The organism is Paenibacillus sp. OAE614, assembly GCF_040546645.1.
Lineage (GTDB): Bacteria > Bacillota > Bacilli > Paenibacillales > Paenibacillaceae > Paenibacillus_AQ > Paenibacillus_AQ favisporus.
In genome coordinates this window covers 6,951,203-6,963,991 of the sequence record NZ_JBEPOD010000001.1, presented here as the reverse complement: position 1 = coordinate 6,963,991, position 12,789 = coordinate 6,951,203, and the positions used below count along the sequence as shown (strand labels likewise).

10 protein-coding genes are annotated in these 12,789 nt (G+C 54.8%); 1 reads left to right on the top strand and 9 read right to left on the bottom strand.

What is annotated here, in order from left to right; genetic code table 11:
- Positions 1 to 23: 23 nt before the first annotated feature.
- Entirely contained in the window at positions 24 to 1,277 is a 1,254-nt protein-coding gene (locus ABIE48_RS31895; protein WP_192716898.1) for a S1C family serine protease, read from the bottom strand.
- Positions 1,278 to 1,976: 699 nt separating this feature from the next.
- Here ABIE48_RS31895 and ABIE48_RS31890 point away from each other — a divergent pair.
- Positions 1,977 to 2,183, top strand: a complete 207-nt coding sequence (locus ABIE48_RS31890) for a hypothetical protein (protein WP_105445384.1) — start codon at positions 1,977 to 1,979, stop codon at positions 2,181 to 2,183.
- On the opposite strand, the gene ABIE48_RS31885 is transcribed toward ABIE48_RS31890, so the two are convergent.
- The 8 genes from ABIE48_RS31885 to ABIE48_RS31850 form a co-directional block, all read right to left on the bottom strand.
- Positions 2,152 to 2,958, bottom strand: coding sequence for an MBL fold metallo-hydrolase (locus ABIE48_RS31885; protein ID WP_145027560.1), 807 nt, complete (start codon positions 2,956 to 2,958; stop codon positions 2,152 to 2,154). The two genes, ABIE48_RS31890 and ABIE48_RS31885, sit on opposite strands and share 32 nt — an antisense overlap.
- Positions 2,958 to 3,761, bottom strand: a complete 804-nt coding sequence (gene yycI / locus ABIE48_RS31880; protein ID WP_192716899.1) for a two-component system regulatory protein YycI — start codon at positions 3,759 to 3,761, stop codon at positions 2,958 to 2,960. Before yycI ends, ABIE48_RS31885 begins: the two co-directional genes overlap by 1 nt.
- Before the next feature lie 275 nt (positions 3,762 to 4,036).
- Entirely contained in the window at positions 4,037 to 5,323 is a 1,287-nt protein-coding gene (locus ABIE48_RS31875) for a YycH family regulatory protein (RefSeq protein WP_192716900.1), read from the bottom strand.
- Entirely contained in the window at positions 5,320 to 7,083 is a 1,764-nt protein-coding gene (walK, locus tag ABIE48_RS31870) for a cell wall metabolism sensor histidine kinase WalK (RefSeq protein ID WP_483312701.1), read from the bottom strand. Before walK ends, ABIE48_RS31875 begins: the two co-directional genes overlap by 4 nt.
- A 75-nt stretch (positions 7,084 to 7,158) precedes the next feature.
- Positions 7,159 to 7,893 carry a response regulator YycF gene (yycF, locus tag ABIE48_RS31865; RefSeq protein ID WP_145027554.1) on the bottom strand — a complete coding sequence of 245 codons (735 nt, stop codon included), beginning with the start codon at positions 7,891 to 7,893 and terminating at the stop codon, positions 7,159 to 7,161.
- A 254-nt stretch (positions 7,894 to 8,147) separates the two neighbouring features.
- Positions 8,148 to 9,719, bottom strand: coding sequence for a M23 family metallopeptidase (locus tag ABIE48_RS31860; protein ID WP_145027552.1), 1,572 nt, complete (start codon positions 9,717 to 9,719; stop codon positions 8,148 to 8,150).
- 246 nt (positions 9,720 to 9,965) lie between these two features.
- Positions 9,966 to 10,703 (bottom strand): hypothetical protein, encoded by a 738-nt coding sequence (locus tag ABIE48_RS31855; RefSeq protein WP_192716902.1) that lies wholly within the window; start codon positions 10,701 to 10,703, stop codon positions 9,966 to 9,968.
- A gap of 526 nt (positions 10,704 to 11,229) precedes the next feature.
- Entirely contained in the window at positions 11,230 to 12,510 is a 1,281-nt protein-coding gene (locus ABIE48_RS31850; protein ID WP_145027548.1) for an adenylosuccinate synthase, read from the bottom strand.
- Positions 12,511 to 12,789: the final 279 nt, after the last annotated feature.

Sequence of the window (12,789 nt, the reverse complement as noted above, 5' to 3'; positions counted from 1 at the left end):
TGGGCCGGATCACACGTCATATTTTAGGAATCCGGCTTGTCGGCGAGCTTGACGTCCACGGTCTCCTGCTGGCCTGCACGGTAAAAGGTGACCTTGAGCATGTCGCCGATCTTCACTTTGTCATACAGGTACTTCTTCAGCTCCAGCGTAGTCTTGATCGGGTCCCCGTTGAACTCCGTAATGACGTCGTTCAGCTTCAGTCCGGCATCTTTGGCAGGTCCGATGGCGTCCAGCACGACCACGCCGTCTTTCACATCAGCCGGAAGCTTCAGCTCCTTACGCTGGTCTTCATCCAACGGGGCGTACGGATTGTTCAAGTCCACGGTGTACACGCCCAAGTAAGGACGTGAGATTTTGCCGTATTTCATCAGCTCATCCACCGTCTTCATCACCTGATCGACCGGGATGGCAAAGCCCAGGCCTTCCACGCCGGCATCAGAAATCTTCATCGTGTTGATGCCGATCACTTTGCCGTTCAGGTCCACCAGCGCGCCGCCGCTGTTGCCTTCATTGATAGCCGCGTCGGTCTGGATCACTTCCTGCTCCCAGTCGTACACGCCATCCTGGTTCAGCGACACAGGCACGACCCGGTTGGTGTAGCTGATGATGCCGGACGTCAGCGTATCCCCGAGCCCAAGCGGGTTGCCGATGGCGAACACCGTCTCACCTAGGCGCAGCTTCGTAGAGTCGCCCATTTCGGCCACATCGGCAATATTCTTGTCGTCCACCAACAAGACGGCGATATCCGTTACTTTATCGGTACCGACGAGCGTTGCCTTTTTCATGTCCCCGCCGACCGTCATCACTTCCAGATCCTGTGAGCCTTCAATGACGTGGTTATTGGTGATGACATAAGCTTTGCCGTTCTCCTTCTTGAAAATGACCCCTGATCCGAGCGCCGAATCCTCCAGGTCGGCCGTTCCCTTGTCCGCGTCCTTCGCATCTTTATAGTTCACGATGCTGACGACGGTCGGGCGGACTTTGGCCGCTGCCTGAACGAGCCGGTCGAACGGATCTCCGCTGCCGTCCAGCGGGGTTGAAGTAACGGCACTGACCGCCGCCGTCTCCCTTGTATGGGAAGGAAGGCCGGTGATGAGGCTGAACAGGAGCACCGCCACCACCGCACTGATGACGGAGCTGACCGTCGCCACGAACAGCGTGGACGTCCCCCGGCTGCGCCTGCTTCTGCCCCACACCCGCTGTGCGGGATATACTTTGCGAAGGCTTCGCCGTTTGGAAATTTTGGTCGAATAAAAATCGTCACGAAACAGCCCCATGTGATCCTCTCCCCTTTGTTGTAACGCATCCCGAAAATCTTATGAGATTCATCCATACAGATGCCTTTGACGAGAAATGAAAAATATCCTTCGCCAATGGCCGATCTGTATAACTAATGACGTGGCGGCATGTTCTTATAAGCTTCTAATCGTTCAGACTGCCTATACTATTAATAACTGCTTCCAGCTCACCAAGGTTGCACGAGGCAGACCCTTTATTTTTTACATCACCACATTGGGCCGAATCTAAGCAGCAAATTTAAAGCGTTGAAGTCTCAGTCACTCACATTCGTATGTATGAATTCACTCACGTTGACTTCGGATTCTCTTTCTATATAGATTGAACTAAAGTTGCATTGAACTTCCTGCTATAACAGCCCGATAGGCGGCCTATAACATTCATTCTTTAGCCTATTCTATACAGCATATGAGATTTATTTTCATAGAAACAGGAATGTTTCCGGCATATACAGACTAGAATAAAAGTAAAGCCTGATGAAACTATGAAAAAGGCGAAGCATGACCTGCTATGCTGCAGGCTGGACACCAGTCAAACCCGCTGTATGCAAGCCCTCGCGGACATTCATGCGGTATAGTTATTGTAACATAAGTGGGGCGGTTGCCCTAATCTTTTATCGCTTGCGTCATTGGTGGGTTATGGAATTGAAACGATGTTGAAAAACAAGGAGGAACGGACTCATGGAACGATTTCCGTCTTCGATGGACTATGTGAATATGATGGCCAAGCTGGGGGATTTAAAGGACGAGCACTACCGCAATACCCTTGCCTTAAGCACGATCATTGAACTGCTCATTGACAAGGGCATTCTCACCCGTGACGAGGTAGAGAGAAAAGCGGCGGAGCTCGACGCCTTTATGGCTCACTCACCTTATCCCACGGTGTAGGACGGTCGTAGTAGGTGTCGCACAGTTTAAATTCGCTGTCTTTATAGAAGCATCCCCGGTCTTCCATCCCGGTACGCACGGTCATTTTCGCCAAATCCATCTGATTATGGTCCCGGCTTAAATGCGCCAGATACGTCCGCTTCAGGTCTCCCGTCAGCAGCTCGCTCATCGCCTCGCCTGCGGCATCGTTGGACAAGTGCCCAAGGTCGCCCAGAATGCGGCGCTTGGTGTTCCACGGGTAACGGCCCATCCGCAGCATCTCAATATCGTGATTCGCCTCCAGCACGAGCACGTTCGAGCCGCTGATGGCCTGCTTCACCTTATCGCTCATATAGCCCAGATCCGTGGCCACGCTCAGCTTCTCGTCCCCGTCGTAGAAGCAGTAGCCCACCGGCTCTGCCGCGTCATGCGAGATTTGAAAAGACTCCACCCGCAGCGATCCGAAATCACGCACTTCGCCGCTGTCCATCACGACACGGTTTTCCTCGGCGATTTTGCCGACGGACTTGTTGATCGCCTCCCATGTCTTCTCGTTGGCATAGATCGGCAGATCGTATTTGCGGGCCACGGCACCGAGCCCTTTAATATGGTCGGAATGCTCATGGGTGACAAGAATCCCGTCAAGTTCCTCTCCCGACAGCTCCCGCTGCTCCATCAGCTCGTCGATCCGCTTGGCGCTAAGCCCGGCATCGATCATCAGCGTCGTATCTTCGTTTCTTACCACGGTTGCGTTCCCCGTCGATCCGCTCGACAGAACGGTAAAAGATATGCCCATCATCCCTGCTCCTTTCCCTCTTCATCCCTGGGGCTGTTCACGGTCACGTCACCGCTGATCCCCTGTACGTAATAAATTTCTCCGCTCTCCAGCGTGAACCGCCATGATGGCGCAGCCACCTGGCTCTCCGAGTTAAATACCTGGCCGTAATAGCCCAGCTGAATGTCCTTTATGGACGAACCTTCCGGGATAAAAGCGTCCACTAACCGTTTTAGTGCCCCGGATGCCGGCAAAATCTTCTGCTCCTGCTCATCCTCCATCGGGGCGATTTCCACCAGCGACTGGCGGTACGATACGATTTTCTGCTCGCTGTAGTACAGCTCGAGCTGATCGTTGAACAGCGGCCATTTCCCGTCCACCAGCGTATGCATGACGAATCTGCCCGCGGCACCGGCAACTTTCACCCGTTCCAGCTCCGCATCCGTCATCTCCTGACTCGCCTGAGGGTCATACCGGTAATTGCCGAACTCGGGAATCTGGTCGCCCAGGGCGTCCACAAGGTCGGTACCCATAAAGATCAGCTTGCTCTCGACCGGCTTATTCAGGGTGACCGGCTTGCCGATGCTCTCCCCGCTCACGTAGTGGTAGGAGATTTTGGGCAGCGCGGGCGTCATGCTCGGAATCGGGCACAGCAGCTGAATCGATTTTTCCTCCATCGCCTTCTGCGTGCTGTCCGCCAGGGAGGCAAAGTCCAGATTGGTGTCCGCCTGTTCGCGCACGTCGGCCCACAGCTGGTAGCCCAGCACCAGGTTCAGCAGCAAAAAAGCGTAGATCAGCACATTTTTGGCCCGTCCCCAATCCATTCCTTGCCCTCCTTTTACCCGAAATTTGATCCCGTTTGGTTCCCCATAGCTTCGGCTAACCCAAGATTCCCAAGCCTCGACACGCGATCCATCCGATCGTTATGAAAATGGAGCTTTGCTCCTTCTAATCGACCTTTCATGCTATATGCTGCATCCGTTATTGCCTCTAAATACAGCAGCAAGATATAGATTGGGAGGCAGAATTCCCTGCTACTCCCACCTTACGCCACTCTTTTCCATCGGTCAACCCGCATCATGCCAAGCCTGGCGTCCCTTTAGCGGATCACCGTCACGGCGCCGCTCTCCTGCTTCACCGCCCAGACCGGCGTCAGCTTCAGTCCCGTTCCGGTCTTGGTCAGCTCCGGCAAATACGCCGGATATAGATCCTCGATCGCCGAGTCCTTGTTGATCCGGCTCAGCTTCTCCTTGAGCTCGGCACCGCCCGGCAGCTTCACCATCGTCTTATGCTGCTCCCCGGCTTTCATATAGATCAGGGAGCGCTCATAGGCCGACACGGTGCCCTGCTGCAGGTTCAGCCGGATCGTGCCGTAATGGAAATTAAGCGTGTCCAGGATTGGATAAGCGCCGTAATACTGCTGGAACACGATTTGGCTGCGGTCCTCTCCGGTACCCGACTGGCCGAGCCGGTAGGTTCCATTCCAGCCGCCATGCTCGTTGACGAAGTCAACGGCGGCCAGTGCATCCTTCCCGTCGCTGCTCTCGCCCGCCGGCGGCGCGGCCGGATCGGTGTAGCTGATCCACTTCTGCTCCTGCCGCACCTGGAGGCTCCGCTTGCTGTCCGTATAAATCTCCGATCCATCCTTTTCCTGGATGTAACGGGTAATGCCGGGGTCGAAGAAGAGGCTCTGCTGCATCTGTTCCACCGTATAGACGCCGATATTGACCTCAGCCTCCACCATCTGGATGGACGACTGCGGCACATAATACTTGCCGCCTGCCTCCGAGGAGTAGGCCGTCCATTCCTTGCCGAAATCGACATGCTGCTGCACGTCCTGCACCGTCAGGTCGACTTTGCCGGCTTCATAGACGACATCGCCTTCCGTACTGAAGAACATCGCGTGCGTCTTGGAATCGTTCGGCGACGTATAAATCCAGATCCGGTCGATCCGCTCCGCTTCAAACAGTGAGTCCGGCGCGATCTGCATGACGCGCTGGAGCAGCGATACCGGGATCCCCGATCCGAAGGTCAACTCGATGCCGGGATCCTCATTGCGGATCTTGTTCCAGTCCGTGTTCTCCACCGGACGGCGCTGGAAGCTCTCGAAGCTCCGTCCCTTCAGACGCGAGTAAATCAAGTTGTAGAACGTGGAGTTCGGGTAAAAGACCGTATGCTTGCCTTCTCCCATATGAATCTGCATTTTATCCGGATAAATCAGGTTCTCGGCGCTCTCCTCCGGCCCCATGTTGTCCGTCTTGATATAATTGTTCTCCGTTTTGGCGATCGAATCCCCGCCCGGCAGCCGGTAAATCAGGTAATAGCTCTGCACCAGGCTGCCGGCAACGAGCAGCGCCAGCAGGATCGATTTCATCTTCTCCTTCATGAGGCGCTCCCCCCTTCGTCACCCAGAGGCAGCGTAAACGTCACCTTCGTGCCCTGTCCCAGCTCCGACTGAAGGGAGATGGTGCCGCCGTGGGCGAGCACGATCTCGCGGGCGATGGACAATCCGAGTCCGGTGCCGCCCATGTTGCGGGAACGGGCCTTGTCCACCCGGTAGAAGCGCTCGAAGATCCGGTCCAGGTCCTTCTTCGGAATGCCGATGCCGGTATCCTGCACCGAAATGGCGAGCAGACGGCCTTCGGTCAGCGCCGCTTCCATTGTGATGCTGCCGCCGGACGGCGTATATTTGAGCGCATTGGATACGAGGTTGTCCAGCACCTGATCGATCTGGTCCCGGTCGAACGGCGCCTTCTGAACCCCTTCCTCCACGCGGACTTCCGCCAGAATGCCCTTCTGCTGCATTTGAAAAGAAAAGCGGTCCGACACGTCCTCCAGCATTTCCAGCACATCGGTCGGCTGCTTGCGCAAGAGCGCCTCCTTATTGTCCAGCCTGGACAGATGGAGCAGGTCCGTCACGAGCCGGATCATCCGCTCCGTTTCGTTCTGGATGACCCCGACAAACCGTGCCGCCAGCGGCGGATCGTCCAGCGCCCCGTCATCCAGCGCTTCGGTGTAGCTCTTGATCGTCGTGAGCGGTGTGCGCAGCTCATGCGACACGTTCGCCACGAACTCACGGCGTGACGCCTCGAGCTTCTCTTGCTCCGTCACGTCCTGCAGCACGGCAATCGTGCCCGTGATGCCGAATTCGCGGCGGTGAATCGGAGTAAAGGTCACGCGCACCATGTAATGGCGCGATTTCTCCTTCTCCTCGTCCGGACTGATCTGCAGCAGCATCGTCACGTACGTTCCTTCCGTGAACGTGTCCGCCTGCTCCGACGTCAGTCCCAGCACTTGCGCGATATCGCTTCCGGCCAGCTCATCCTCGTCCACGCCAAGGATCGCCCCGGCGCGGCGGTTCATCAGGATGACCTTGCCGGCCTCGTCCGTGGCGATCACGCCGTCGCTCATATTGGTCAGGATCGAAGCGAGCTTCTCTTTCTCCTCTTCGTTCTGGATCAGCGCTTCGCGCAGCCGCGAAGTCATATAGTTGAACGCCTCGCTAAGCTGGCCGATTTCATCGTTGCCGAATACGGGCATTTTCTGGTCGAAGCTGCCCTCGGCCACCGCGGTGGCGTGGTTGGTCATTTCCTTGATCGGGTGAGTGATCGTATGAGCCAGAATGACGCCGAGCACGCAGGTCATCCCCAGCGCCAGCAGGATACCGGAAATGAAAATGTTGTTCACCCGGCCCATCGTATCGTACAGCTCCTTCATCGAAGCGACGATGTAGATAGCGCCGACGATTTTCCCGTTGTTCATGACCGGCTTCGCCACGACCTTCTTGCGCACATTGTCTTCATCGATGACGTATTCCTCGTTGTCCTTGATGCCCTGCAGCGCCCGGCTCACGACCGTCTGCGTGTTCTTCTTCCCGACATAGTCGGCATGCGAAGGGTAAGACGTGATCAGCACCTTGCCGCTGGCGTCAAGCACCTGGATTTCCGCCCCGTTCAGGTTGAACAGGTTGTTGACGATTGCTCCCAGGCTCTCCACCGGATTATTCTCTCCCGTATCTCCGGTGCCGCCCAGCTTATCCGCCGCAAGCACCGACAGCAGCTCCGCCCGCTCCTGCAGGTCCTTCGTAAAGTTGCTGGTCAGGGAATTTTTCATCGCGCTGACAAAATACACCCCGATCAGCTGCATCGCGATCAGGATAAGCAGCACATAGATGATGATCAGCTTCGCTTGGATCGTGCGGAAAAAGGAGGGCCATTTCATTTACAGGCCCCCGTTTTTGGGACTCCGCATGACGTAGCCAAGCCCCCTCCGGGTCAGGATGTATTCCGGCTTGCTCGGATTCTCCTCGATTTTCTCCCGCAGACGCCGGATCGTCACATCGACGGTGCGGACATCGCCGAAGTATTCAAATCCCCATACCGCCTGCAGCAGATGCTCCCGTGTCATGACTTTGCCCGCATTTTTGGCCAAGTAATACAGCAGCTCGTACTCCCGGTGCGTCAGATCCAGCGCTTCGCCGTCCTTGTACACCAGATACATATCCGTATCGATAAACAGGCCGAACAGCTGCACGCCCTGCTTCGGCGCTGCCGCTGCAGGCGCGGCGGCCGCCTCCGTACCGTTCGGTTTGTTCTGGCGCCGCATCTGCGCCTTGACCCGGGCCAACAGCTCGCGCGTGCTGAACGGCTTGGTGACATAGTCATCCGCCCCAAGCTCCAGCCCCAGCACCTTGTCGATCTCCTCGTCCTTGGCCGTCAGCATAATGATCGGCAGCTCCATCCCGGCGGCGCGCACCTCGCGGCACACGTCCATGCCGTCTTTACCGGGCAGCATCAGATCCAGCAGCATCAGGTCCGGCTGCGCAGACAAGGCCATTTCCACGGCGCTCACGCCATCAAAGGTACAGATGACCTCGTATCCCTCTTTTTCCAAATTAAATTTCAAAATATCGGCAATCGGCTGTTCATCATCCACGACCAAAATGGTTCCCTGCATCGGCTGACCCCACCTCTTTTTCTTTCCGTACTTGTTGACACTGTCCTTTTCATTTTACCATACCTGGAAGCCCGTCACATCCCGCAGAGCCGCAGTTTTGACAGTAATCCTTTCCTTTTCATGAAAATTTCTTGCAAACCTCCGCCATCCCACTAAAAAAAGCACGGCCTCCCTCAGAAGACCATGCTTTGAATATAAATATATGATAGCTGTATCCGGTTATTATCTTATGCTAATCCTTACCGCAGCCAAACTCAGTTCAAATATTTCATCGGGTTCTGAATCGAACCGTTCTTGTGGATCTCAAAATGCAGGTGGGTGCCGGTCGAATGTCCGGTGCTGCCCATGATGCCGATTTTTTCGCCTTGGCTTACTTTTTGGCCGCTGTGAACCGAGATGCTGTTCAAATGTCCGTACAGCGTTTCATAGCCGTTGCCGTGACTGATGATGATGGCGTTGCCGTAGCCGCTGATTTGACCCGTAAAGGTTACCGTGCCGTCGTCAGCGGCCATGATCGTCCGGTTGCCGGATACCACGTCGATGCCCTTATGCATCTTGCCCCAGCGGGTGCCATAGGAGCTGGATATGATATGGCCGCTCACCGGCCAGGCGAACTGTCCGGAGCCTCTGCCCGGAACTTTCGTTCCCTGCAGGACGACCTCTTTGAGCGAAGACTTCACGACCGTTTGTCCGAGCCACTGCTCGCTGATGACCTTTCCATTCTCCTTCGTCACCTGATAGGTCATCACCTTCAGGCCTTCCTGTCCGGGCCGAACGACCTTGGTCTTTCCGGCCGGCAGTTCCTTGCTCTTGCGGATTTCGATTTCCGGCGCAGTCGATACCTGTTCGGTCACCTTCTCGACCGTCTTCACCGTAATTGGCGGCTTCGGTACGGTCAGCTTCAGCTGATCGCCGATCTGCAGGTACTTTTCCTTCACACCTGGATTGTTGCTGTAAATCTCCTTCTGGGTGATCTTGAACTGGCTCGCGATCGTGCTGATCGTATCGCCTTCCTCCACCGTGTACACCAGCGGCGCTTCCTGCCCCGTCGTCAGAAGTTTGGCTGCCTCCGCCGCGGTCAGCACTTTGTTCGGGTCAGCCTTGACCGGCGCTACAGTTACTTTCTCCTTAATCGACACCTTTTGGACCGAAGCTCCCGGTGTATTCGCGGCTTTCGCCGAGGAGGTTGTAGCCGCCATCTTCTTCAGCTTCGTTTTCGCCTTGTCCTTCCCGCTGGCCGCAGTAACCACAGCCTTCGGCGCGAACTTCATCTGCGCCTGTTCCAGTGCGGCATCCACCGTAGCCTGGTCCTTCACGATCCCGACGACCTTGCCATTTACTTTCAGCTCCACACCTTCGGCATATGCCTTAAGCATACCGTCCAGCTTCTTGAGCGTGTTATCCGTATCCGGCTTGGCCTGAAACGCCTTCTCGACCTTCGTCGTGATGCCGTCCGTCTGAAGCACCATCTCCACACCCGGATATTTATCTTGATATTCCTGCTGCTTCTGGCTGAACAGCTTATCGATTTGAGAGGGATCCTTGACCGTCCCGATTTCCTGATTATGTACAAGGACATGATAATACGGGACCATATTGGCATTGACGTACTGATTGCCTGCATACACAAGTCCAGCGATCACGATGACCGCACCGGCCGTACCCGCGATCCATTTCCGTGGAGCGCTCCATTTCCGCCCTTGAGTTTCAGTTCCAGGCGTCGCAGCGCCCATATGCTGATGTTCATCCTGCTTTCCGGAGAGTTGCGCGGAATTTGTCGAAGCTTGATTATTCTCCTTCCAGCGGTTACCCTTAAAACCCTTCATAACTCTCTCCTTGTTTGCTTTGTATGCTTTTTCAAAAATGACGAAAAAGTTAAAATTTTGATACCTTTTAACACAATCTATACTTTAACACAACGTTTACAAACAATTCAACTCTCGGCGCACAGCAAAAAACCCGCGTCCGGCGCGGGTTTATGTTATTTACCTATAAGTGGATTGCGTTGCTTTAATTCATTAAAAGGTTACAACTCCCTCCGTTGGGTTTGATCGCCCAGTGTTTCCAGCCGCCTATTGCTCCAGCAGTTTACTAAGCGCGGCATATTCTTCCTTCGTCAAATACTTGGAGATCGTGTCTTCTATTGTCGATAATTCTTGCTCGGTCAGGCCGTCCTCCATCGCGGCCGAAATTTTTTGCATTTCCGATTGCGGCAGCTTTTTCATCAAAATGTTAAAAATCTGCTCCTTCTCCGTTGCAGTCAGCTCATCTTTCTTCTGGATCATTTCGTCCGGGCTGATGACGACCTGCTGATCGGCTGTGGACTGGCCGCCCATGGCTGATTCGCTCAGACCCTGCCCCATAACGGGCAGTGCGTCGTCCGGCGCATCGGTGCCCTCGGCTTCCGCGTTTCCTCCCGTCGCCGTACCGGTCGTACTGCCCCCCGATCCCGCCTCACCAGCGTTGGTTCCGGTCTGGGACCCGGTTCCGGCGGTTTCTCCCGCTCCCTCCGTGCTGCCTATTCCATTGTCGGCCGTATTCGTGCTTCCCCCCGACGTCTTGCTGTCGTCCGCCGTATGAGCCGTGCTGGCCGCCTCTTTATCGGGCTCCTTTTCCTTGGTGGTGTTCAAACCCAGCATTCCTTTCATCATGCCACCAATGCCCGTCGGCTGACCCTCCAGCTGAATGTTAAAGCTGGCCAGTAGCGATTGGACATACATATTCACGACAGCTCCTGTCGTAAGTACCGTCAAGCCGCTGATCAGCACTACGGTCAGCACCGTTTTGAGCAGCCATTGCGCAATTTTCATGGCGTACCTCCTCCTTTGCCCTTCCCGTCTCATATCCGGGCTGTTTTCCGGCATTCCAGCCGTTATTCTTTGTGACGACCTGTGACGACCTATCCATGCCAATACGTATGATTGTCTGTTATTAGAGCGTAATCGCTATGGGCCAGGCCGCCCCCATTCTGCACCGTTCCGACTCTATCAAAGTCACGGCCGCCGAACTCTATGAAACGGCGCTGTTCAATAGAATGAACTGAAAACTTCCAGTAAAATTACAATTCAATCTATATATCTAGCAGTATTGACGGGAAGCGGAGGATTCAATCCTGCGGTACGCAAAATAGCCCCAACAACGTGGGGCTTATGCTTCGATGCTTATTCCAGATACTTTTACGCAGACTCCACAACAAGGAAGCTGGCTCCGAGTGGTTTATACTTTCATTACATCATCAAAAAAGGCCACCCTGACGCACTTGGCGTCGAGGTGACCTCTTCGATCAAAACGGATATCTATTCGCCTGCTTCCAGGCTATTGTACGCTGATTACTGATTAATAGATCGGCAATACCTGATTGGTCTGGTTCCGGTTGCGTCCTACCGAGAAGATAGCAATCGGAATGCCTGTGAGCTCGGATACGCGGTTAACATAGTTGCGTGTCGTTTCCGGCAGATCGTCCAGCGTCTTCGCGCCGGAAATATCTTCGTGCCAGCCCGGCATTTCTTCGTACACCGCTTCGCATTCGCCCAGCATCTTCAGGCTCGACGGGTAGTGGGTGATGATTTCCCCGCGGAATTTGTATCCGGTGCAGATTTTAACCGTATCGAGACCTGTAAGCACGTCCAGGGAGTTCAGCGACAGTCCTGTCAGGCCGCTGACACGTCGCGCATGGCGGACCACGACGCTGTCAAACCAGCCGACGCGGCGCGCACGTCCCGTTACGGTGCCGTACTCATGGCCCTTCTCCCGGATATAATCGCCGATCTCGTTGTTCAGCTCGGTCGGGAACGGTCCGTCGCCTACACGGGTCGTGTAGGATTTGGCCACGCCAATGACCTGCTGGATTTTGGAGGGTCCTACGCCCGATCCGATACATACGCCGCCCGCGGACGGGTTGGACGAAGTTACATATGGGTACGTGCCTTGGTCGATATCCAGCATGACCCCTTGCGCACCCTCAAACAGCACCTTGCGGTCTTCGTCGATCGCATCGTTCAGGACGACCGAGGTATCGGTAACGTACTTCCGGATCTGCTCCGCGTAGTCCAGATACTGCTTCAGCGTTTCCTCCACGTCCAGCGGCTCCCCGCCGTACATTTCGATGACCTGGTTCTTCTCTTTCATCAGATGGCGGAGCTTGAGTTCAAACTCCTCGGGATCCATCAGATCGGAAATCCGGATGCCGTTACGTGCCGCCTTGTCCATGTAGCATGGGCCGATCCCTTTCCGGGTCGTGCCGATCTTGTTCGGCCCTTTGCGGTCTTCCTCCAGACCGTCCAGCACCATGTGATACGGCATAATGACATGCGCGCGATCGCTGATTCTCAGATTGTCCGTCGTAAATCCGTTATCGTGAATGTATTGGATTTCTTCGAGCAGTGCCGCCGGGTTGATGACCATCCCGTTGCCGATGACGCAAATTTTATCGGAATAAAATACGCCGGATGGAATCAGGCTGAGCTTATATTTTTTACCGTCAATCAGAATGGTATGACCGGCATTGTTGCCGCCTTGATACCGGGCCACCACATCGGCGCTCTCTGCAAGATAATCCGTAATCTTGCCTTTGCCCTCGTCTCCCCATTGTGTTCCCACAACGACTACTGTTGACATGTTCATTCCCCCGCTTGGTGTGTACCACCGCATTTTAATTACAAGCTTATTTCATTATGTTTACCTGCAAGTATGATTATGCACCATTTCAATGCTGCCATCGTCAAAGGGCATGTAAAACCCTCACACGTTCCAGTGTCCCCTACCATGAGACGAGCGCTGGACTGTGCTAAAGCAGCATTACCAGTGTAACAGTCCCCATTTTTAAAGTCAAATAAAAAACGAACAATTGCACTAACTAAAGTACAATTGTTCGGAAATAAGACAAGCATTCTTAGA